The sequence below is a fragment of the Streptomyces sp. NPDC005263 genome (assembly GCF_042872365.1).
In the GTDB taxonomy this organism is placed as follows: domain Bacteria; phylum Actinomycetota; class Actinomycetes; order Streptomycetales; family Streptomycetaceae; genus Streptomyces.
In genome coordinates this window covers 192,526-214,952 of the sequence record NZ_JBIAKJ010000011.1, presented here as the reverse complement: position 1 = coordinate 214,952, position 22,427 = coordinate 192,526, and the positions used below count along the sequence as shown (strand labels likewise).

General features: G+C 67.6%; 20 protein-coding genes. 9 read left to right on the top strand and 11 right to left on the bottom strand.

Features of this window, described 5'->3' with window-relative positions; translation table 11 throughout:
* Positions 1–7 precede the first annotated feature (7 nt).
* From gyrA to dnaA, 7 genes are all read right to left on the bottom strand, one after another.
* Positions 8–2,602, bottom strand: coding sequence for a DNA gyrase subunit A (gene gyrA / locus ACFYRY_RS37245; RefSeq protein WP_389156097.1), 2,595 nt, complete (start codon positions 2,600–2,602; stop codon positions 8–10).
* A gap of 42 nt (positions 2,603–2,644) precedes the next feature.
* On the bottom strand, positions 2,645–4,750 hold the full coding sequence (gyrB, locus tag ACFYRY_RS37240; protein ID WP_389156095.1) for a DNA topoisomerase (ATP-hydrolyzing) subunit B: 2,106 nt from the start codon (positions 4,748–4,750) through the stop codon (positions 2,645–2,647).
* Between the two features lie 362 nt (positions 4,751–5,112).
* Complete coding sequence (locus ACFYRY_RS37235; protein ID WP_389156092.1) at positions 5,113–5,688, bottom strand: DUF721 domain-containing protein; 576 nt, start codon at positions 5,686–5,688, stop codon at positions 5,113–5,115.
* Positions 5,685–6,806, bottom strand: coding sequence for a DNA replication/repair protein RecF (gene recF, locus ACFYRY_RS37230; RefSeq protein ID WP_389156089.1), 1,122 nt, complete (start codon positions 6,804–6,806; stop codon positions 5,685–5,687). The genes ACFYRY_RS37235 and recF overlap by 4 nt, the downstream gene beginning before the upstream one ends.
* 62 nt (positions 6,807–6,868) lie before the next feature.
* On the bottom strand, positions 6,869–7,744 hold the full coding sequence (gene gnd / locus ACFYRY_RS37225) for a phosphogluconate dehydrogenase (NAD(+)-dependent, decarboxylating) (RefSeq protein WP_389156086.1): 876 nt from the start codon (positions 7,742–7,744) through the stop codon (positions 6,869–6,871).
* Positions 7,745–7,900: 156 nt separating this feature from the next.
* Complete coding sequence (gene dnaN / locus ACFYRY_RS37220; protein ID WP_389156083.1) at positions 7,901–9,031, bottom strand: DNA polymerase III subunit beta; 1,131 nt, start codon at positions 9,029–9,031, stop codon at positions 7,901–7,903.
* 857 nt (positions 9,032–9,888) lie between these two features.
* Positions 9,889–11,874 (bottom strand): chromosomal replication initiator protein DnaA, encoded by a 1,986-nt coding sequence (gene dnaA, locus ACFYRY_RS37215; RefSeq protein ID WP_389156081.1) that lies wholly within the window; start codon positions 11,872–11,874, stop codon positions 9,889–9,891.
* 372 nt (positions 11,875–12,246) lie between these two features.
* On the opposite strand from dnaA, the gene rpmH reads away from it, so the two are divergent.
* From rpmH to ACFYRY_RS37170, 9 genes are all read left to right on the top strand, one after another.
* The gene (rpmH, locus tag ACFYRY_RS37210) at positions 12,247–12,384 is read left to right on the top strand and encodes a 50S ribosomal protein L34 (RefSeq protein WP_005482975.1); all 138 of its coding nucleotides are present in this window, start codon (positions 12,247–12,249) and stop codon (positions 12,382–12,384) included.
* A 21-nt stretch (positions 12,385–12,405) separates the two neighbouring features.
* On the top strand, positions 12,406–12,777 hold the full coding sequence (rnpA, locus tag ACFYRY_RS37205) for a ribonuclease P protein component (RefSeq protein ID WP_356764792.1): 372 nt from the start codon (positions 12,406–12,408) through the stop codon (positions 12,775–12,777).
* Positions 12,774–13,127, top strand: coding sequence for a membrane protein insertion efficiency factor YidD (gene yidD, locus ACFYRY_RS37200; protein WP_389156078.1), 354 nt, complete (start codon positions 12,774–12,776; stop codon positions 13,125–13,127). The genes rnpA and yidD overlap by 4 nt, the downstream gene beginning before the upstream one ends.
* Positions 13,128–13,130: 3 nt before the next feature.
* Positions 13,131–14,396: a membrane protein insertase YidC gene (gene yidC / locus ACFYRY_RS37195; RefSeq protein ID WP_389156075.1), complete on the top strand. Its 1,266-nt coding sequence runs from the start codon at positions 13,131–13,133 to the stop codon at positions 14,394–14,396.
* Positions 14,397–14,411: 15 nt separating this feature from the next.
* On the top strand, positions 14,412–14,924 hold the full coding sequence (locus ACFYRY_RS37190) for a protein jag (protein ID WP_389156072.1): 513 nt from the start codon (positions 14,412–14,414) through the stop codon (positions 14,922–14,924).
* 124 nt (positions 14,925–15,048) lie between these two features.
* Positions 15,049–15,768, top strand: coding sequence for a 16S rRNA (guanine(527)-N(7))-methyltransferase RsmG (rsmG, locus tag ACFYRY_RS37185; RefSeq protein WP_389156069.1), 720 nt, complete (start codon positions 15,049–15,051; stop codon positions 15,766–15,768).
* A gap of 289 nt (positions 15,769–16,057) precedes the next feature.
* Positions 16,058–17,131, top strand: a complete 1,074-nt coding sequence (locus tag ACFYRY_RS37180; RefSeq protein ID WP_389156259.1) for an AAA family ATPase — start codon at positions 16,058–16,060, stop codon at positions 17,129–17,131.
* On the top strand, positions 17,128–18,228 hold the full coding sequence (locus ACFYRY_RS37175; protein ID WP_389156066.1) for a ParB/RepB/Spo0J family partition protein: 1,101 nt from the start codon (positions 17,128–17,130) through the stop codon (positions 18,226–18,228). The genes ACFYRY_RS37180 and ACFYRY_RS37175 overlap by 4 nt, the downstream gene beginning before the upstream one ends.
* 320 nt (positions 18,229–18,548) lie before the next feature.
* Positions 18,549–19,166: a GNAT family N-acetyltransferase gene (locus ACFYRY_RS37170; RefSeq protein ID WP_389156063.1), complete on the top strand. Its 618-nt coding sequence runs from the start codon at positions 18,549–18,551 to the stop codon at positions 19,164–19,166.
* Between the two features lie 52 nt (positions 19,167–19,218).
* Here the strand turns inward: ACFYRY_RS37170 and trxA are convergent, their stop codons facing one another.
* The 4 genes from trxA to sigM form a co-directional block, all read right to left on the bottom strand.
* Positions 19,219–19,551, bottom strand: a complete 333-nt coding sequence (gene trxA / locus ACFYRY_RS37165) for a thioredoxin (protein WP_119101956.1) — start codon at positions 19,549–19,551, stop codon at positions 19,219–19,221.
* A gap of 39 nt (positions 19,552–19,590) precedes the next feature.
* Positions 19,591–20,559, bottom strand: a complete 969-nt coding sequence (gene trxB, locus ACFYRY_RS37160) for a thioredoxin-disulfide reductase (RefSeq protein ID WP_389156060.1) — start codon at positions 20,557–20,559, stop codon at positions 19,591–19,593.
* A 204-nt stretch (positions 20,560–20,763) separates the two neighbouring features.
* On the bottom strand, positions 20,764–21,693 hold the full coding sequence (locus ACFYRY_RS37155; RefSeq protein WP_389156058.1) for an anti-sigma factor family protein: 930 nt from the start codon (positions 21,691–21,693) through the stop codon (positions 20,764–20,766).
* Positions 21,690–22,415: an RNA polymerase sigma factor SigM gene (gene sigM, locus ACFYRY_RS37150; RefSeq protein WP_389156055.1), complete on the bottom strand. Its 726-nt coding sequence runs from the start codon at positions 22,413–22,415 to the stop codon at positions 21,690–21,692. The genes ACFYRY_RS37155 and sigM overlap by 4 nt, the downstream gene beginning before the upstream one ends.
* Positions 22,416–22,427 lie beyond the last annotated feature (12 nt).

Genomic DNA, 22,427 nt, shown 5'->3' with positions numbered 1-22,427 from the left:
CCTCGTGCTACTCGGTCGAGGGCACCCCGCCCTCGTCCGTGCCGGTGGTCGCGGCATCTTCGACGGTCTCGTCGACGACGATGTCGCCGTCGACCTCCTCCGCCTCGCGTCCCGCCTCGGCGTTACGTGCGATGCCGACTACGGCATCGCGCTTGCCCAGGTTGATCAGTTGGACGCCCATGGTGTCACGGCCCGTCTCCCTGACTTCGCTGACTCGCGTACGAATCACACCGCCGGACAGCGTGATGGCGAGGATCTCGTCGGCCTCCTCGACCACCAGCGCACCGACGAGCGATCCACGATCCTCAACGATCTTGGCGGCCTTGATGCCGAGGCCGCCGCGACCCTGGACGCGGTACTCGTCGACGGCGGTCCGCTTCGCATACCCGCCGTCCGTAGCAGTGAACACGAACGTACCGGGTCGAACAACATTCATCGAGAGCAGTTGATCGCCCTCGCGGAAACTCATGCCCTTGACACCCGAGGTGGCACGGCCCATGGGGCGCAGTGCTTCGTCCGTTGCCGTGAACCGGATCGACTGTGCCTTTTTGCTGATCAGCAGCAGATCGTCCTCGGCCGAGACCAGTTCCGCTCCGATCAGTTCGTCGTCCGAACCGTCCTCCGTCTCACGGAGGTTGATCGCGATGACGCCACCAGCGCGCGGTGAATCGTAATCTTTCAGAGGCGTCTTCTTCACCAGACCGCCCTTGGTGGCCAGCACCAGGTACGGGGCCACCTCGTACGTCCGGATCGCGAGGATCTCGGCGATCGCCTCGTCCGGCTGGAAGGCCAGCAGGTTGGCGACATGCTGGCCACGCGCGTCCCGCCCGGCGTCCGGCAGTTCGTACGCCTTGGCCCGGTACACCCGGCCCTTGTTGGTGAAGAACAGCAGCCAGTGGTGCGTGGTCGAGACGAAGAAGTGGTCGACGATGTCGTCTTCCTTGAGCTTCGCGCCTCGTACGCCCTTGCCGCCCCGCTTCTGGGCCCGGTAGTCGTCCGTCTTGGTGCGCTTGACGTAGCCGCCGCGCGTGACGGTGACGACGATGTCCTCCTCGGCGATCAGGTCCTCGATGGACATGTCGCCGTCGTAGGGCATCAGCATCGTCTTGCGGTCGTCGCCGTACTTCTCGACGATCGCGGCGAGTTCCTCGCTGACGATGCCGCGCTGGCGGACCGGGGACGCGAGGATCTGGTTGTACTCGTTGATCTTCGCCTGGAGTTCGTCGTGCTCCTGGACGATCTTCTGACGCTCCAGGGCGGCCAGTCGACGCAGCTGCATCTCGAGGATGGCGTTGGCCTGGATCTCGTCGATCTCCAGGAGGTCCATCAGGCCCGTGCGCGCGATCTCGACCGTGTCGCTGGCCCGGATCAGCGCGATGACCTCGTCGATGGCGTCCAGGGCCTTCAGCAGACCGCGCAGGATGTGCGCCCGCTCCTCGGCCTTGCGCAGCCGGAAACGCGTCCGGCGGACGATGACCTCGATCTGGTGCGTCACCCAGTGGCGGATGAACGCGTCGAGCGACAGGGTGCGCGGAACGCCGTCGACCAGCGCCAGCATGTTGGCGCCGAAGTTGGACTGCAGGTCGGTGTGCTTGTACAGGTTGTTCAGCACGACCTTGGCGACCGCGTCCCGCTTGAGCACGATGACGAGACGCTGTCCCGTACGGGAGCTGGTCTCGTCCCGGACGTCCGCGATGCCGCCGATCTTGCCGTCCTTCACCAGGTCGGCGATCTTCTGCGCGAGGTTGTCGGGGTTGGTCTGGTACGGCAGTTCCGTGACCACCAGGCACTGGCGGTTCTGGATCTCCTCGACCTCGACGACGGCGCGCATGGTGATCGAGCCGCGGCCCGTGCGGTAGGCCTCCTCGATGCCCTTGCGGCCCACCACCAGCGCACCGGTGGGGAAGTCGGGGCCCTTGATGCGCTCGATCAGCGCGTCCAGGAGCTCCTCGTGCGAGGCCTCCGGGTTCTCCAGGTACCACTGGGCGCCGGCCGCCACCTCGCGCAGGTTGTGCGGCGGGATGTTGGTCGCCATGCCGACCGCGATACCGGCGGAGCCGTTGATCAGCAGGTTCGGGAAGCGGGCCGGCAGGACCGTCGGCTCCTGGGAGCGGCCGTCGTAGTTGTCCGTGAAGTCGACGGTCTCCTCGTCGATGTCACGGACCATCTCCATGGACAGCGGCGCCATCTTGCACTCGGTGTAGCGCATGGCCGCCGCCGGGTCGTTGCCCGGGGAGCCGAAGTTGCCGTTGGAGTCCACCAGCGGCATCCGCATCGACCACGGCTGCGCGAGGCGGACCAGCGCGTCGTAGATCGAGGAGTCGCCGTGCGGGTGGTAGTTGCCCATGACGTCGCCGACGACACGGGCGCACTTGTAGAAGCCGCGCTCGGGACGGTAGCCGCCGTCGTACATGGCGTACAGGACGCGGCGGTGGACGGGCTTGAGGCCGTCCCGGACGTCGGGCAGCGCACGCGAGACGATGACGGACATCGCGTAGTCGAGGTACGAACGCTGCATCTCCGTCTCGAGCCCGACGGGCTCGACACGCTGGGCGATGACGCCGCCCTCTTCTGAGGTGACGGGAGTGTTCTCGTCGGCCATTGCTGGTGGGGATCCTTCCTGGTGCGGTCAGCTGAGACCGACTCAGATGTCGAGGAAGCGGACGTCCTTGGCGTTGCGCTGGATGAACTGGCGGCGCGCCTCGACGTCCTCGCCCATGAGGACCGAGAACAGGTCGTCGGCCTGGGCGGCGTCGTCGAGGGTGACCTGGCCGAGGACGCGGTGCTCCTGGTCCATGGTCGTGATGCGCAGTTCCTCGGCGTTCATCTCGCCGAGACCCTTGAAGCGCTGGATCGAGTCCTCGCGGATGCGCTTGCCGCGCTGGCGGCCCATCTCGATCAGGGCGTCGCGCTCCCGGTCGGAGTACGCGTACTCGGCGTCCTCCCGGCCCCACTTGATCTTGTAGAGCGGGGGGCGGGAGAGGAACACGTGACCGGCCTCGACCAGCGGCCGCATGAAGCGGAACAGGAAGGTCAGCAGCAGGGTGTTGATGTGCTGGCCGTCGACGTCGGCGTCCGCCATCAGGATGATCTTGTGATAGCGCAGCCTCTCGATGTCGAAGTCCTCGTGGACTCCGGTACCGAAGGCGGAGATCAGCGCCTGGATCTCCTGGTTCTGCAGGATCTTGTCGATCCGCGCCTTCTCCACGTTGAGGATCTTGCCGCGGATCGGGAGGATCGCCTGGTACTGCGGGTTGCGGCCGGACTTGGCCGAGCCGCCGGCGGAGTCTCCCTCGACGATGAAGATCTCGCACTTGATGGGGTCGTTCGACTGGCAGTCGGAGAGCTTGCCCGGCAGCGACGCCGACTCCAGCAGGCCCTTGCGACGGGTGAGGTCACGGGCCTTGCGGGCCGCCACGCGCGCGGTGGCCGCCTGGATGCCCTTGCGGACGATGTCCGCGGCCTCGACCGGGTTGCGGTCCAGCCAGTCGTTGAGGTGCTCGTAGACCGCCTTCTGGACGAAGGTCTTCGCCTCCGTGTTGCCCAGCTTGGTCTTGGTCTGGCCCTCGAACTGCGGTTCGCTGAGCTTCACCGAGATGATCGCGGTCAGACCCTCGCGGATGTCGTCACCCGTGAGGTTGTCGTCCTTCTCACGCAGCAGCTTCTTCTCGCGCGCGTACTTGTTGATCAGGTTGGTGAGCGCCGAGCGGAAGCCCTCTTCGTGCGTACCGCCCTCGTGCGTGTGGATGATGTTGGCGAAGGAGTACACACCCTCGCTGTAACCGCTGTTCCACTGCATGGCGACTTCGAGGGACAGGCTCTTGTCCTTGTCCTCGGCCTCGAGGTCGATCACCGTCGGGTGCACCGCTTCGCCCTTGCGGGAGTTGAGGTACTTCACGAAGTCGACGATGCCGCCTTCGTAGTGGTACGTGACGGTCTTGACCTCGTCCTTCTCGTCCGCGCCTGCCTCGTCCGCCCCGGCGGTGGCCTTCGCCGACTCGCGCTCGTCGGTGAGTTTGATCGTCAAACCCTTGTTGAGGAACGCCATTTCCTGGAAACGCCGCGAGAGCGTCTCGAAGGAGTAGTCCGTGGTCTCGAAGATGTCCGCGTCGGCCCAGAAGGTGACCGACGTACCGGTCTTCTCGATGGCCTCGTGCTTGACGAGCGGCGCGGTGGGGACGCCCATCTTGTAGTCCTGCGTCCAGCGGTGGCCGTCGGTCCTGACCTCCACGGCGACCTTCGCGGACAGCGCGTTCACGACGGAGACACCCACGCCGTGCAGACCGCCGGAGACCGCGTAGCCGCCGCCGCCGAACTTGCCGCCCGCGTGCAGCACGGTCAGCACGACCTCGAGGGCCGGTTTGCCCTCGGAGGCGACGATGCCGACCGGGATGCCACGGCCGTTGTCGACGACGCGGACGCCGCCGTCGGCGAGGATCGTGACGTCGATGGTGTCCGCGTGGCCGGCCAGCGCCTCGTCGACCGAGTTGTCGACGACCTCGTACACAAGGTGGTGCAGGCCGCGCTCACCGGTCGAGCCGATGTACATACCGGGTCGCTTGCGGACCGCGTCCAGACCCTCGAGGACGGTGATGGCGCTGGCGTCGTACGAGGCGGTGACCTCGCCGTTCGAGGCGGTGACCTCGACCTTCGAGGTGCTGGCCTCGCCGTTCGCGCCGGCGTCGGTGGACGGGATGTTCTCGTTGGGGTTGCCGGAATCGGCCACGAAGCGCCCTTTCTGGCACAGCACGAGCCAGGCTCGTCGGCGGGTTGCCGGAGCGGCTGCGGCATGTTGCGTTGGTAAGCCTTGATCAGCGTTGCTCAGCTTGTCCCGGACGGTCCCCACGTTTGGGGCGGGATTAGCTCCCAGTCTACCGGTAGCGCCGACACTGATGGGGGTTTGCCGGTACCTGAGTCCTCATGTGGCGCCCTGAACCGGCGTCTTCCGGGTCCCCATATACGGAGCGGGGCTCCAAGAGGCTCACAGCGGCACTCAGCGCTTCCGGCTGTCAACCCTTTGCTACTTGGGAGTCAGGTCGATGTTCGCAACCGCGTTCGGTTACCCGGCGGGCGCTCCGACGACGCCGCCAATCACCGCAGATGTGAGGCAGGTCACCCGTAGGTGTCGCCGGGACCGGTGCTTCCTGGGGCCCGCAAGGGGCCGTAGCGGCGCGGGGGGCCACCGGGACCGTTCACCTTGATCAACTTCACCGCGCCATGGCCGAGATCCTCGTTGAGGCGGGCGACCAGCGTCGGCGCGAGCAGACGCAGGTTCGTCGCCCAGGCCGTGGAGTCACAGCGCACGACAAGGGTCCGCTCGTCCTCGTCGTACTTCTCCGGCACACAGTGCTTGGCGACGTCCTCGCCGACGATCTGCGGCCAGCGGCCCATCACACCGCCCACCGCGGCCGGCGCCTCCCAACCCCGCTCGGTGATCAGCCGGTTGATGGCGGCACCGAAGGCCATGGGGTCGCGCCGGTCGGCACGCGCGCCGGAGCGCAGCCCGCCCCGCCGCGCCTGCTTCTTCTGCTGAGCCGCGTCGCCACGCGCGCGTGCCTGCTCCTTCGCCGCCCTGAGCGCCACGCGTGCGAGGTCGACCCCGGAGGGCTGTGGCCCCTTGCCCTCGCTCTGGCCGGGGACCTCGGCCGCGGGGCGCGCGGACCGGGACAGCGGCTCGTCGGCGCTCATACGCGCTCCACCGCCCCGTCCGACACGGCAAACCGCGTCCCCGCCAGGACGTGCGGCACGTCGTCGTCGACCGCCGCCGTCACCAGGACCTGCTCGCCGGGCGCGACCAGTTCGGCCAGGCGTTCGCGACGGCGGGTGTCCAGCTCGGCGAAGACGTCGTCGAGGACCAGCACCGGCTCGTTGCCCTCGGCCCTCAGGAGGTCGTACGACGCCAGGCGCAGCGCCAGCGCGTAGGACCACGACTCACCGTGCGAGGCGTACCCCTTGGCCGGCAACTGACCGAGTTTCAGAAGCAGATCGTCCCGATGCGGCCCCACGAGGGTGACACCCCGCTCGATCTCCTGCTTGCGGGCCTCGGCGAGCGCCGCCATCAACTGCTCGTACAGGTCTTCCCGCGTATGGGCCTCACCCGGCGCCGACGGCTTGTAGTCGAGGGCCACCGGGCCGCCGCCGGGTGCCAGCTGCTCGTACGCCTTGTCGGCGAGCGGCTGGATCGCGGCGATCAGATCCAGCCGCTGGGCGAGCAGTTCGGCGCCCACCCGGGCGAGGTGCTGGTCCCAGACGTCGAGCGTGGACAGGTCCATGGAGCGGCCGCCGTGCCGCCGGGCGAGCGCGGCGGACTTCAGCAGGGTGTTGCGCTGCTTGAGAACGCGCTCGTAATCGGAACGGACGCCGGCGATGCGCGGGGAGCGGGCGGTGATCAACTCGTCGAGGAAGCGGCGGCGCTCACCGGGGTCGCCCTTGACCAGGGCGAGGTCCTCGGGCGCGAACAGCACGGTCCGCACGATCCCGAGCACATCACGCGGCCGGACCTGCGAGGACCTGTTGATACGGGCACGGTTGGCCTTGCCGGGGTTGAGCTCCAGCTCGACCAGCTGCTGCCGTTCGCCCTGCTTGACCTGGGCACGGACGACCGCGCGGTCGGCGCCCATGCGGACCAGCGGGGCGTCGGAGGAGACGCGGTGGCTGCCCAGGGTGGCGAGGTAGCCCACCGCCTCGACCAGGTTCGTCTTGCCCTGCCCGTTCGGGCCGACGAAGGCGGTGACGCCCGGGTCGAGCGGGACCTCGACCCGGGCGTACGAGCGGAAGTCGGCCAGCGACAGATGCGTGACGTGCATGGTCGTCCACCGACCTCCCCCGGGATTGTGGACCGCTGAGCGGCCCTGTGGATCACTTCGGATTACTTCGTCTCGACCGCGTGGCCACCGAACTGGTTACGCAGCGCGGCGATCATCTTCATCTGCGGAGAGTCCTCCTGGCGCGAGGAGAACCGCGCGAAGAGGGAGGCCGTGATCGCGGGCAGCGGCACGGCGTTGTCGATGGCGGCTTCCACAGTCCAGCGGCCTTCACCGGAGTCCTGTGCGAAACCCCGCAGCCTGTCCAGGTGCTCGTCCTCGTCGAGGGCGTTCACCGCGAGGTCCAGCAGCCAGGAACGGATGACCGTGCCCTCCTGCCAGGAGCGGAAGACCTCCCGGACGTCGGTCACGGAGTGGACCTTCTCCAGCAGTTCCCAGCCCTCGGCGTAGGCCTGCATCATCGCGTACTCGATGCCGTTGTGGACCATCTTCGCGAAGTGGCCCGCGCCGACCTTGCCGGCGTGCACCGCGCCGACGTCGCCCTCGGGCTTCAGGGCGTCGAAGATCGGCTGCACCTTGGCGACGTTCTGCACGTCACCGCCGTACATCAGCGCGTAGCCGTTCTCCAGCCCCCAGACGCCGCCGGAGACGCCGCAGTCGACGAAGCCGATGCCCTTGGCCGCCAGCTCCTCGGCGTGCTTCTCGTCGTCCGTCCAGCGGGAGTTCCCGCCGTCCACGACGACATCCCCCGGCTCCAGCAGCTCGGCGAGCTCGTCGACGGTCGTCTGGGTCGGGCCGCCGGCCGGGACCATCACCCAGATCACACGCGGGCCCTCGAGCTTTCCCACAAGCTCCGAGAGGCTGTGGACATCGGCGAGGTCCGGGTTGCGGTCGTATCCGATGACGGTGTGACCTGCGCGGCGTATCCGCTCGCGCATGTTGCCGCCCATCTTGCCGAGGCCGACGAGACCGAGCTCCATCAGTGGTTCCTTAGGTTTTGCGAGTGGCGTGACGGCACATACGTGCCGCGGCACGTTCGTACCTGCGTCCGAGCCTAAACCCGGACGCTCGCTCACATCTGTGGGCATACGCGCTCATACGTACGCCCCGACCTGCGGGTTCTCCGACGGGCGTGATCAGCCGCTCAGGCGCACCGGCATGATCAGGTACTTGTAGGCCTCGTCCGCCTCGGCGTCCAGGGCGGGCTTGCCGCTCAGCAGCGCGGGCTTCGTGGACGTCGTGAAGGAGAGCTGGGCCACCGGGGAGTCGATGGCGCTCAGGCCGTCCAGCAGGAAGGTCGGGTTGAAGGCGATGGAGACGTCGTCGCCCTCCAGCTGGGCGTCGACACGCTCCACAGCCTGTGCGTCGTCGCTGGAGCCCGCCTCCAGGATCAGCACGCCCTGCTCGAAGCTGAGCCGCACCGGCGTGTTCCGCTCGGCGACCAGGGCGACACGCTTGACGGCCTCCACGAAGGGGGCGGTCTCGATCACGGCGACGGAGTTGAACTCCGTCGGGAACAGCGAACGGTACTTCGGGAGGTCGCCCTCCAGCAGGCGGGTCGTCGTGCGACGGCCGGCGCCCTCGAAACCGATCAGGCCCTCGCCCGCGCCGGAACCGGACAGCGCCAGGATGACGCTGTCGCCGCTCGTGAGGGCCTTGGCGGTGTCCAGGAGCGTCTTGGCGGGCACCAGGGCCACCGCGGAGGCCTCCGGGTTCTCCGGCTTCCACAGGAACTCGCGGACGGCGAAGCGGTAGCGGTCGGTGGACGCCAGCGTGACCGTGTCGCCCTCGATCTCGATGCGCACACCGGTGAGGACGGGCAGCGTGTCGTCGCGTCCGGCGGCGATGGCGACCTGGGCCGCGGCGGCGGCGAAGACCTCACCGGGGACGGTGCCCGTGGCGTTCGGCATCTGCGGCAGGGCCGGGTACTCCTCCACAGGCAGGGTGTGGAGTGTGAATCGCGAGGAGCCGCAGACCACCGTCGCCCGTACACCGTCTGTGGAAATCTCCACCGGGCGGTTGGGGAGGGCGCGGGAGATGTCGGCCAGCAGTCGGCCCGAGACGAGGACCGTGCCCTCCTCGTCGACCTCCGCCTCCACGGAGACCCGCGCCGAGACCTCGTAGTCGAAGCTGGACAGGCTCAGCTGGCCGTCCTCGGCCTTCAGCAGAAGGCCGGCGAGGACAGGCGCCGGCGGACGGGCCGGGAGGCTGCGAGCCGCCCAGGCGACTGCCTCCGCGAGTACGTCGCGTTCCACCCGGATCTTCACTGTTGCCGCCTCCTGCTGTTGCCGGCGCTTCTCGCCCTGCCTGGCTTCGTCGTCTGTCGCGGTGTCGTCGGTCCCTGTGACGGGAAGGACACCGGGGAACAGTCTGACGCACGGCACTGACAGTAGGTGCCTCTCGGGGTCAAGTCGTGACGAGGGGCAGTCGGGAGCCGGACAGCGAGTTGTGCACAGGACCCCCTTCGAAACGGATTCCCAGCTCTCTCTAGTTGGGAGTAGTAGTAGGGGCTGTGGATACCGTGGATAACCTCGTTTATGCAGGTCAGCCGGGAAATTTTGTCCACGGGCCCTGTGGGCGGAGACGGTGGACAACCGGGCCTGTCTGTGGAGAACGAAAAGTTCTGCACACTCCATGCACAGCCTGAGGGGAGTTCTCCCCAGCGCCGTCCCCAGCTTTACCCGGCTTTCCCACAGCCCAACCCGGCACCTTCGTGTGACGCCTTTCACTCGACTCGGTGATCAGGCGCGTCGCGTTGCCGAACAGTGGACAGTCATGTGGAGAAGCACCGGATCACTGGGGACAACCGTCCTCAGCCTGTGGGTTGTCGGTGGACAACTCGATGCACAGCCTGTGGATCACTACTTTGTCCACAGCCTGTGGAGATCGTTCGTCCACCAATCCACAACCACCTGACCTGGTCCGATGGTCTGCCGACGGACACCGCTGTGGACACGATCTGGACAACTCCCCAGTCCCCAGGGTGTGGACGCGAAAAAGTCGCCAGATCTGTGGAGGGAGACCGTAACCCGGCAGGTAATCGAACAGAGGGCGAGAGCGCGACATGACGAAGGGCGTCCCCGGAAGAGTCCGGGGACGCCCTCAGCGACGGTCTCGGCGGCGGTCAGCCGTTCTTGATGCGGTTCGTCAGCTCGGTCACCTGGTTGTAGATGGAGCGCCGCTCGGCCATCAGATTGCGGATCTTGCGGTCCGCGTGCATGACGGTCGTGTGGTCGCGGCCGCCGAACAGCGCGCCGATCTTCGGCAGGGAGAGGTCGGTGAGCTCTCGGCACAGGTACATGGCGATCTGGCGGGCCGTGACGAGCGCGCGGCCGCGCGAGGTGCCGCACAGGTCCTCGACGGTGAGCCCGAAGTAGTCGGCGGTCGCGCTCATGATCGCCGTGGAGGTGATCTCGGGGGCCGAGTCCTCGCCGCCGGGGATCAGGTCCTTGAGGACGATCTCCGTGAGGCCGAGGTCCACCGGCTGCCGGTTGAGGGACGCGAAGGCCGTCACCCGGATCAGCGCGCCCTCCAGCTCGCGGATGTTGCGCGAGATCCGGGACGCGATGAACTCCAGAACCTCGGGCGGGGCGTTGAGCTGCTCCTGGACCGCCTTCTTGCGCAGGATCGCGATGCGGGTCTCCAGCTCGGGCGGCTGGACGTCGGTGATCAGGCCCCACTCGAAACGGTTCCGCAGCCTGTCCTCCAGGGTCACCAGCTGCTTGGGCGGCCGGTCGCTGGAGAGCACGATCTGCTTGTTGGCGTTGTGGAGCGTGTTGAAGGTGTGGAAGAACTCCTCCTGCGTCGACTCCTTGTCCGCCAGGAACTGGATGTCGTCGACGAGCAGGATGTCCATCTCGCGGTAGCGCTTGCGGAAGCTGTCGCCCTTGCCGTCGCGGATCGAGTTGATGAACTCGTTGGTGAACTCCTCCGAGCTCACATAGCGGACCCGGGTGCCCGGGTAGAGGCTGCGCGCGTAGTGCCCGATGGCGTGCAGCAGGTGCGTTTTGCCGAGACCGGACTCCCCGTAGATGAAGAGCGGGTTGTACGCCTTGGCCGGCGCCTCGGCGACGGCCACCGCTGCCGCGTGTGCGAAGCGGTTGGAGGCGCCGATGACGAACGTGTCGAAGAGGTACTTCGGATTCAGGCGCGCGGTCGGCTCGCCGGGGCCGGTCGCCGGCGCGGGCTGCGCGGCCAGCGGGCCGGGAGCGCCGTTGGCGGGCAGCGAGGAACCGACCGGGCCGCCGCGGTGGACGCGTCCGGAGCCGGACGGGCCGTCCGACCGGTCCCGGCGGCCGTCGCGGGGGTCGTAGTCGCCGCGCGGTTGGTCGTACTCCGACCGCTGGTCGTAGTCGGGGCGCTGGTCGTAGTCCGGGCGCTGCCCGTCGTACGCGGAGCGCTCCGTGGGCTGCTGGCGGTAGTCCTGGGGGTACGAGTCCTGTGACGGGGGTCGGTAGGCGTCCTGCGGCGGGGGCCCGTAGGAGTCCTGCGGCGGCGACGCGTACGGGTCGCGCTCCGGGAAGCCGAGCCGCTGCTGCTGCCAGCTGTACTCGTCCTGCGGCGGGCGCGGCCAGGCGCCGGGCTCGGGACGCTGGTACTCGGAGGGGTAGGCGGGGCGGGCGGTCGGGAGCTGGTCCGGCCGGGGAGAGTGGGGCGAGTGGGAGGTGCGGTCGCGGTCGGCCTGCGGTCCGGGGCGCTGCTCGGAGCGGCCCGGCATGTGGTCGTCGGCGCGGTGGCGGCCGTATCCGCCCTCGTACGGGGCGGCGGGGGGCTCGGGGTCCTCGTAGCGCGACGGGGGCCGGGCGGGCGCCGCCGGTGTGGGCGCGGGCTCGCCCGCGGAGTCGTCGACGGTGATCGCGATCCGGATCGGTCGGCCGCACTCGCGGCTCAGCGTCTCACTGACCACGGGCGCGAGGCGCCCTTCGAGCACGCCTTTCGCAAATTCGTTCGGTACGGCGAGCAGGGCGGTGTCCGCCACCAGGGCCAGGGGCTGGCAGCGCCGGATCCAGTGTTCGTCCTTGGTCTCGACACCCTGCCCTCTGCCCTCGCCGAGGAGTTGTTCCAGTACTCGTGGCCACACTGCGGCAAGATCGGCAGGTACATCAGCCACAGGGCACGCTCTCTCATGGGTCCCACGAACGTGTGGTTCGGGACGGGTCGGGATTCAAATGGGGTGGGGCAGAGACAAGGGAACGAATCGGAGTTCAGTCACGGTAGTCAGGGCGACGGGTACGGTTCAAGTTGTTGTCCCCAGGCTGTGGATAGTGTCTCCCGGCGCCCCCTGGTTTGACCGGATGGCGTAGCCGCGCGTACCGTAACCAGGTCGAGTTGTCGATGGCTGCTGCCGCCTGCCTCCGATGGGCACAGATCATTTGGGTGATCGGTCAGCGGTGCACTCGGGCGTAACGCGAGCTACTCGTGGGCGCACGGTGACAGCCAGGACGGCACCCCGAAAACCCCGATTTATCTCTGGAGCCCCCGAGTGAGCAAGCGCACCTTCCAGCCGAACAACCGTCGTCGCGCCAAGACCCACGGCTTCCGCCTGCGGATGCGCACCCGTGCCGGCCGCGCGATTCTCGCGAACCGCCGCAGCAAGGGTCGCGCCAGCCTGTCCGCCTGATCCCGATCAGGTCATGACGTCGTGCTGCCTACCGAGCATCGGCTGAGGCGGCGCGAGGACTTCGCGACCGCGGTACGGCGGGGTCGTCGGGCTGGACGCCCGACTCTCGTCGTCCACTTTCGTAGCGGTGCCACGGACCCGCACGCGCCTGGGGAGAGCGCTTCCCCGACGCGTGCGGGTTTCGTCGTCAGCAAGGCCGTGGGCGGTGCGGTGGTGCGTAACAAGGTGAAGCGCAGGCTTCGTCATCTGATGCGCGATCGAGTCGCCCTGCTGCCCCCCGGTAGCCTGGTAGTCGTACGAGCGTTGCCCGGCGCGGGTGACGCCGACCACGCACTACTGGCCCGAGACCTGGACGCCGCCATCGAGCGGCTGCTGGGAGGGGGCGCGCGATGAAGTACCCGCTGCTGGCACTGATCAAGCTGTACCAGTGGACCATCAGTCCGTTGCTCGGGCCGGTGTGCAAGTACTACCCGTCGTGCTCCCACTACGGCTACCAGGCCATCGACCGCCATGGTGCGGTCAAGGGCACGGCACTCACGGCCTGGCGCATCCTGCGATGCAATCCGTGGTCGCTGGGCGGTGTGGACCATGTCCCGCCGCGCAAGCGTCCGCGGTGGCACGAAATGCTGCGTAACGCCTGGCGTGCACGCAAGGGCGGGCCCTCCTCCGCCGAACCGGCCACCGAGGGGCAGGCTCCCGCGAGCCCGGCCGCAGAGACCCCGTCCCATGCCCAAGGAGCATGATTAGTGGACACGATTGCCAGCTTCTTCAGCTTCATCACGACACCTGTCTCCTGGGTCATCGTCCAGTTCCACACGGTGTACGGGTCCATTTTCGGCCCTGACACAGGGTGGGCCTGGGGCCTGTCCATCGTGTCGCTGGTGATCCTGATCCGCATCTGCCTGATCCCGCTCTTCGTGAAGCAGATCAAGGCGACCCGGGCCATGCAGACGCTGCAGCCCGAGATGAAGAAGATCCAGGAGCGCTACAAGAACGACAAGCAGCGTCAGTCCGAAGAGATGATGAAGCTGTACAAGGAGACGGGCACCAACCCGCTCTCCTCGTGCCTTCCCATCTTGGCGCAGTCCCCGTTCTTCTTCGCCCTGTACCACGTGCTCAACGGCATCGCGAACAACGACACCATCGGTGTCATCAACACGAGCCTGCTGCAGAGCGCTCAGAAGGCGCACATCTTCGGTGCACCGCTGGCCGCGAAGTTCACCGACAGCGCGGCGGATGTCGCTGCGCTCGACGCGTCGCTGACCACGGTCCGCATCGTGACCGCGGTCATGATCGTCATGATGTCGGCGTCGCAGTTCTACACACAGCGTCAGCTGATGACGAAGAACGTCGACACCACGGTGAAGACGCCGTTCATGCAGCAGCAGAAGATGCTGATGTACGTCTTCCCGGTCATGTTCGCCGTCTTCGGCATCAACTTCCCGGTCGGTGTTCTCGTCTACTGGCTGACCACCAACGTGTGGACCATGGGCCAGCAGATGTACGTCATCCACAACAACCCGACCCCGGGTTCCAAGGCCCAGGCCTCGTACCTGGAGCGTCTCTACAAGCACGTCACGCACCACGGCAAGACGCGCAGCCGGGGTGAGAGGGCCATCGTCAAGGCCATCGTGTCCAAGGGGCGCGACCGCAACGAGTTCGAGCGCAAGTTCATCAACGGCCTGAACAAGGCGGGCTTCACGGCTCAGGCGGACGGCACGGTGGTGAGGGGCGTGGCCCAGGCCGAGGCCGACCAGGTCGAGGACGGCACGTCGACGAGCGCCGCCGCTCCCAAGAGGCAGCAGCCGAAGCGGCAGAGCAAGTCCCAGCGCCAGTCCGGAGCCGCGAAGGCAGCCGGCGAGACCACGTCGCTGAGCAAGTCCGACGAACCCGAGGACACCAAGCCCGCCGCCAAGAACGCCCCGCAGAAGCCTGGTGGCGGCACCCGCAGCAAGGCCCAGTCCGGACAGCGCAAGGGCCCGCAGCGGCCCAAGTCCCCGTCCAAGAAGTAAGAAGGAGTCCATCCCGTGACGGAAGGCACCACCTCCGCCGCTGCCGAGGGTGCAGACACCCTGACCCGCCTGGAGCAGGAGGGCGAGATCGCGGCGGACTACCTTGAGGGTCTGCTGGACATCGCCGATCTCGACGGCGACATCGACATGGACGTCGAGGCCGACCGAGCCGCTGTCTCGATCATCAGCGACACGAGTGGCCGTGACCTGCAGAAGCTGGTGGGTCGTGACGGCGAGGTGCTGGAAGCCCTGCAGGAGCTCACGCGCCTGGCCGTGCACCGGGAGACCGGTGACCGGAGCCGGCTGATGCTGGACATCGCGGGCTACCGTGCCATGAAGCGCGCCGAGCTGTCCGAGCTGGGCGCCAAGGCCGCCGCCGAGGTCCGGAGCTCGGGCGAGGCCGTGAAGATGAAGCCGATGACGCCGTTCGAGCGCAAGGTCGTGCATGACGCGGTCAAGGCCGCCGGCCTGCGTAGCGAGTCAGAGGGTGAGGAGCCACAGCGCTTCGTCGTTGTGCTTCCCGCCTGATCGGTCCGTACGTTTTTCCGGCCCCGTCTGTTGCGCAGGCGGGGCCGAACTTTGTCAGCCTGATAGTTCTGGTGGTTCTGGAGTCGGCGCCGGTGCGCCGTGCCGTACGGAAGGACGGTTCCCCGTGACGGAGGCAGCGGAGCTTCCCCCCGCGCCCGAGCAGGCGCGCGAGGTCTTCGGTGATCGCTTCGCAGACGCGGTCCGCTACGCGGAACTGCTCGCCGAGGCGGGTGTGCAGCGCGGTCTCATCGGGCCGCGTGAGGTGCCCCGCCTGTGGGAGCGGCATCTGCTGAACTGCGCGGTGCTCTCGGAGGTCGTACCCGAGGGCGTAACCGTGTGCGATGTCGGCTCTGGCGCCGGACTGCCCGGGATTCCCCTGGCGCTGGTCCGGGAGGACCTGAAGATCACACTCCTGGAGCCGTTGCTGCGGCGCACCAACTTTCTGACCGAGGTCGTCGAGCTGCTGGGACTGGACCATGTGACGGTCCTCCGCGGGCGGGCCGAAGAGGTCATGGGCACCATCACGCCTGTCCATGTGGTGACGGCACGGGCCGTGGCCCCCTTGGACCGTCTCGCGACCTGGGGCATTCCGCTGCTGCGCCCGTACGGCGAGATGCTCGCGCTGAAGGGCGACACTGCCGAGGAGGAGCTGAAGAGCGCGTCGACGGCTCTGAGTAAGCTGGGTGCCGTCGAGACGTCGATCCTGCATGTCGGGGAGGGCACGGTCGATCCGCTGTCCACGGTGGTGCGCGTGGAGGTCGGCGAGAGCCCGGGGGGTGTGCGGTTCGCGGCCAAGCGAGCCAAAGCGGCCCGCACGGGACGAGCGCGTCGGCGTCGCGGGTAACTGCTGGGGGTTGTGAGCACGGATCCGTCCTGGCGGCGAGACGTGTACTCCACACAAGCTGCCAAACCTTCGCATGCGGAGTGTCGCGGCAGTTCGGCCCTCTTCGCTGTGCATCGTGTTTCACGTGAAACGTCGCTCACTGCTGCACGGCATCATCAGTCGGGGCCGGGCCGCGGCCGAACCCCGCGACCGAAAGCCTCTCGGTTCACTCCGAGAGGGTGTGGAGTTGTCCACAGAGGTGGATTTCTCCACAGAACAACAGGCCTCACTGGTTCACGACCCGGGAGACATGGGAGGCTCTGTTCATTGCGAGCCTGAAGTCGAGGAGAGTGAATCCTTGCGGTCCAACGCCAACATTGCGGGACCGATGACCGATCCGGTCCCCGGTCCCCGTACCGAGTCGTTGGGGGAAGATGTTTCACGTGAAACACCGCCTCCGATGGACGACACTCCGATCGGTCGTGCTGCCCAATTGGCAGTAGAGGCTCTGGGCCGCGCCGGCGAGGGTCTGCCGCGTCCTGAGCAGACCAGAGTCATGGTGGTCGCCAACCAGAAGGGTGGGGTGGGCAAGACGACCACGACCGTCAATCTTGCCGCTTCGTTGGCTCTGCACGGTGGCCGTGTGCTCGTGGTCGACCTCGACCCACAGGGCAACGCCTCCACCGCGTTGGGTATCGACCACCATGCCGAAGTCCCGTCCATTTACGACGTGCTGGTCGACAGCAGGCCACTCTCCGACGTCGTCCAGCCGGTCCCTGATGTCGAGGGGCTCTTCTGCGCACCCGCCACCATCGATCTCGCCGGTGCGGAGATCGAGCTGGTGTCTCTGGTTGCCCGTGAGAGTCGGCTGCAGCGAGCGATCCAGGCGTATGAGCAGCCGTTGGACTACATCCTCATCGACTGCCCGCCCTCGCTCGGTCTGCTCACCGTCAACGCGCTGGTCGCGGGCCAGGAGGTCCTCATCCCGATCCAGTGCGAGTACTACGCACTGGAGGGCCTGGGTCAACTTCTGCGCAACGTCGACCTGGTGCGGGGGCACCTCAACCCCGCCCTGCATGTGTCGACCATTCTGCTCACCATGTACGACGGCCGGACGCGCCTCGCGTCACAGGTCGCGGACGAGGTGCGCACCCACTTCGGCGACGAGGTGCTGCGGACGAGCATTCCCCGCTCGGTCCGTATCTCCGAGGCGCCGAGCTACGGGCAGACGGTCCTGACCTACGATCCAGGATCGAGTGGTGCCCTGTCTTATCTTGAGGCGGCACGAGAAATCGCGCTGAAGGGTGTCGGTGTCTCCTACGACGCGACACACGCGCACATCGGCGCACAGAACGACCCGAGCATGGTGGAGGGGATCCAGTGAGCGAGCGACGGAGGGGGTTGGGCCGTGGTCTCGGCGCACTGATCCCTGCTGCACCGACAGAGAAGCAGGTGGCTCAGGCTGCGATGGGGAGCGCCGCTTCGACATCCCCGGCGGCGGTGCCGGTACTGACCACAGACCGCGGGGTGGCCGCAGCCAAGGTGGCCACGCTGCCGACTGCGTCACAGGAAACTGAGGACTCATCGGCGAGCGCTGCCGCGGAGTTGCCGACGGCTCCCGTGGGCGCTCACTTTGCGGAGCTTCCCCTCGACTTCATCACGCCGAACCCGCGACAGCCGCGTGAGGTCTTCGACGAGGACGCGCTTCAGGAGCTGGTCACCTCCATCAAGGAGGTCGGTCTCCTCCAGCCTGTCGTCGTACGACAGCTCGGTCCCGTGCGTTACGAGCTCATCATGGGCGAGCGGCGCTGGCGGGCCTGCCGTGAGGCGGGGCTGGAAGCGATCCCGGCGATCGTCCGGGCCACCGACGACGAGAAGCTTCTCCTGGACGCCCTCCTGGAGAACCTGCACCGGGCGCAGCTGAACCCGCTGGAGGAGGCCGCCGCCTACGACCAGCTGCTGAAGGATTTCCACTGCACGCACGACCAGCTGGCGGACCGCATCGGTCGCTCCCGCCCGCAGGTCTCCAACACGCTGCGTCTGCTGAAGCTCTCCTCGGCGGTCCAGAAGCGGGTGGCTGCCGGAGTGCTGTCGGCGGGACATGCCAGGGCGCTGCTCTCCGTCGAGGACTCGGAGGAGCAGGATCGGCTGGCCCACCGAATCGTTGCCGAGGGACTCTCGGTGCGAGCTGTCGAGGAGATCGTGACCTTGATGGGCTCGCGGCCGCAGAAGGCCCAGAGGTCCAAGGGGCCGCGGGCCGGTGCCCTGGTCTCGCCGGCGCTGTCCGACCTTGCGACCCGCCTCTCGGATCGCTTCGAGACGCGGGTGAAGGTCGACCTCGGCCAGAAGAAGGGGAAGATCACCGTGGAGTTCGCCTCCATGGAGGACCTGGAGCGGATCCTCAGCAGCCTTGCTCCTGGAGAAGGACCGGTTCTTCAGAAGAGCCTTCTGGACGGTGACTCCGAGGACTCGGAGGACTGATTCTCAGGCCGCGGAGTGAGAATGCGCGGTCGACAGGGCGGGTTGTGTCCATGTGTACGGGACACGGCCCGCCCTTTGCTTTCAGGCGGTATCGGTGAAATCGCATCGTCGATACGATGCGTTCGGGTATGGCCCATCCGCCCGGCAGCACCTCTGAGGGGAGAGACCGGGGTTATGCGAACGGTCAGCCGAACCGGACTAATGAGCGCGGGCCTTGGGCTGGGCGCGGTCGGCGGCTTCGTCGGCAGCCTGCTCAGGGAACGGAGCGCTCTGACTGCCGCCCGCGACGCGGCGGGTGAAGGAAGCGAGGAACAGCCTTTATGGGGCGCCGGCTCGTACCGCTCACGCTGGACAACCTTCAGGACCTCCCCAAGCGCTGTCGCGCGTGTGTCTTCTGGGAGTTGGATCCAGTCAGTGGCCAAGCAGCGATAAAGGCGGGAACGCCCGCCCTGGAGAAGGAAGCCTGGATCTCCGCCGTCCTGCTGGACTGGGGTTCCTGCGGAAGAGTCGTGTATGTGGACGACGTGCCGGTGGGCTTCGTGCTCTACGCCCCTCCGGCCTATGTCCCCCGAGCGACAGCGTTCCCCACGAGTCCGGTCTCGCCCGACGCGGTGCAGCTGATGACGTCGTTCATCATGCCGGGGTACCAGGGGCAGGGCCTTGGGCGTGTGATGGTGCAGACGGTGGCCAAGGACCTGTTGCGGCGGGGCTTCAAGGCGATTGAGGCGTTCGGCGACGCGCGTTGGAAGGAACCGGCCTGTCTGTTGCCTGCAGACCATCTTCTGGCGGTGGGCTTCAAAACAGTTCGGCCGCATCCCACGTACCCACGCCTGCGACTGGAGTTGCGGACCACCCTCTCCTGGAAAGAGGACGTGGAGATGGCACTGGACCGGTTGCTGGGGGCAGTTCAGAAGGAACCGGCACTGCGCCCGCTCTAACACGATGGGGCCGGCCCTGCCGGGCCGGCCCCATCGTGTTTCACGTGAAACTTCACTCGGCGATGAAGTCCTCAAGGTCGCGGACGATCGCGGCCTTCGGCTTGGCACCGACGATGGTCTTGGCGACCTCGCCACCCTGGTAGACGTTCAGCGTCGGAATGGACATGACGCCGTACTTGGCGGCCGTACCCGGGTTCTCGTCGATGTTCAGCTTGACGACCTCGATCTTGTCGCCGTACTCGGTGGCGATCGCCTCGAGGGACGGCGCGATCTGGCGGCACGGACCGCACCAGGCGGCCCAGAAGTCCACCAGAACAGGCTTGTCGCTCTTGAGGACGTCCTGCTCGAAGGAGTCGTCGGTCACATTCTTCAGGGTGCCGGCCACGGCGGGCTCCTTAACTGGTTGTGCGTGGGGTGGGTTGGGTCAGACGGAGGTCTTCTCGGGCTCGGCCTTCTCTTCGTCCGCGAGGGCGGCGAGGTACCGCTCGGCGTCGAGGGCGGCCGAGCAGCCGGTGCCGGCGGCGGTGATGGCCTGACGGTAGGTGTGGTCGACGACGTCGCCTGCGCCGAAGACACCGGTCAGGTTCGTCCGAGTGGAGGGCGCCTCTACCTTCAGGTAACCCTCCTCGTCCAGCTCCAGCTGTCCCTTGAAGAGTTCGGTGCGCGGGTCGTGGCCGATCGCGATGAACAGGCCGGTCACCGCGAGGTCCGAGAGTTCGCCGGTCTTGAGGTTGCGCAGCTTCAGACTGGCCAGCTTCTGGTCGCCCTGTACCTCGGCGACCTCGCTGTCCCACACGAACTTGATCTTCGGGTCCGCGAAGGCGCGTTCCTGCATCGCCTTGGAGGCGCGCAGGGTGTCCCGGCGGTGGACGATGGTCACGGACTTGGCGAAGCGTGAGAGGAAAGTGGCTTCCTCCATCGCGGTGTCGCCGCCACCGATCACGGCGATGTCCTGGTCCTTGAAGAAGAAGCCGTCACACGTGGCGCACCACGAGACACCTCGACCCGACAGAGCGTCCTCGTTCGGTAGACCGAGCTTGCGGTGCTGCGAACCAGTGGTGACGATGACGGCCTTGGCCTTGTGAACGGTGCCGGCCGTGTCGGTGACGGTTTTGATGTCACCACTCAGGTCGACGGCGACGATGTCGTCCGGGATGAGCTCGGCGCCGAAGCGCTCGGCCTGGGCACGCATGTTGTCCATGAGCTCGGGACCCATGACGCCGTCCTGGAAGCCCGGGAAGTTCTCCACCTCAGTGGTGTTCATCAGCGCACCACCCGCGGTGACGGCGCCCTCGAACACCAGCGGCTTCAGCGACGCGCGCGCGGTGTAGAGCGCCGCCGTGTAGCCGGCCGGCCCGGAGCCGATGATGATCACGTTACGGACGTCGGTCACGGCTTGATTCCTCGTCTCTGGACAGCGTCGTAGAACCGGGGGAGCTCCTCTCAGAACTCTCACCCCACCCAACGGATCCTAAGGGTCGCGCATTCCCGCTGTGTCCGGGCACACGGAGAGACGTCACCGCTCGGGGTGCCACGGGAGCCGAAGGGCGAAGCGTGTGCCCTCACGGCGGAGTGCGGGACTCGCTCCGGAGGGCGCTCAGGACCGCGCGTAGGACTGCTTCAGCAGAACCTTGGCCTTGCCGACGGAAGGGTCTGCCACGCAGGCTGTGTCCATGATGTAGGCCATCACGTGGGAGGTGTCGGACGTGTCGGGGAGCACCACGAGCAGGGCGTCCGTTCCCTTGTAGGTCCCAGGCTCGCTCGCGAGTGCCGAGTCGCTGCGGCCGATGCCCTTCTGGACGCAGCCGGGCACCGGGATCGGGTCCCGAAGGATCTTGGGCTCGTTGCCCGGGACGGACTCCGAGCCGCGGGTGTGCGGCGAGCGGGATCCGCTCCCTCCGCTCCGGCTCGTGGCGAGCAGATCGGTGACCTGCTTCTCCAGCTTGCCCTCCGCGAAGGTGTCGGCAGAGGTGGAGTGCTGCCCACCCGCCTCGGGGCCGGACGGCTTGCCGTCGTTCATGGACGACAGCAGCACGGAGCCGAATCCCAGGGCGGCGGCCGTGAACACGGCCCCGAGAACGACACCCCTGCGTCGGCCGCCCATCTGACGCTTACGCCCCGGTCCGGTCGTCGATACATGGGCGCGGCCCGAGGGACGGTCGGCTGCCGCCGATGTTTCACGTGAAACACGCGAGCTGCCGTCCGCCGTGGAGGAGTCGGACTGGATTGTCGCGGCAACGGGCGGCTGCGAGTCCACGGCTTCGGGCGCCGTGGCGTGCAACAGGGCCTCCGCGGCGAGGGCCGCGTCGATCCGGCTGGTGACGTCTGCGGGCATGCGTGGGGGACCCGGCAGGGTTCCGAGCAACCCGCGGATCTCCTCCAGCGAGGCGTAGACGTCCGCGCAGAGTTCACACTCGTCCAGATGCCGTCGTACGTCCGCGGCCTGTGACGGTTCGAGCAGGCCCTCGGTGAGGTCGGAGATCTCCGCGACGTCCGGGTGCCCGGCCGTCTCTGTCGTGGATGTCACGCTCGCCCACCTCCGCCCTTCACCGCGGCTGAATCGCTTGGCCCTGCGTCCGGGGGACCTGTCTCACGTGGTCCCGCTGCGGGTGGGACGGATGTCCCCTGCGTCCGGTTCCGCCCCGCGCCTGCTTGTCTGCCGTCGCCGGTGTTGTCCGGCCGCAGATGGGTGAGGAGGGGGAGGAGCCTGGCTCGGCCTCGGGCGCAGCGGCTCTTCACCGTCCCGGTCGGCACATCGAGCATGCGGGCGGCTTCCGCGACCGGATAGCCCTGCATGTCCACGAGGACGAGCGCGGCGCGCTGGTCTGGCGGAAGGGTGCCCAGTGCCTCCACCAGCTGACGGTGGAGATCCTTGCGCTCTGCGGGTGCCGAGGCCGACTCGTGCGGCTCCAGCAGCTGCTCCATGCGCTCGGTGTCATCGACCGGCGACGTCTTGCGTGAGGCCGCCTTACGAGCACGGTCCAGACACGCGTTCACCGTGATCCGGTGCAGCCAGGTCGTGACGGCCGACTGGCCCCGGAAGGTGTGGGCGGCCCGGTACGCCGACACGAGGGCGTCCTGGACGGCGTCAGCGGCCTCCTCGCGGTCCCCCAGTGTCCGCAGGGCGACAGCCCAGAGCCGGTCGCGGTGCCGCCGCACGATCTCGCCGAACGCCTCCGGATCGCCTTCTACGTGGAGGGCCAGGAGGTCCTGATCGCTCGTGTCGCCGTACGCGGTGTCATCTGCCATCGGGCCCCCTTC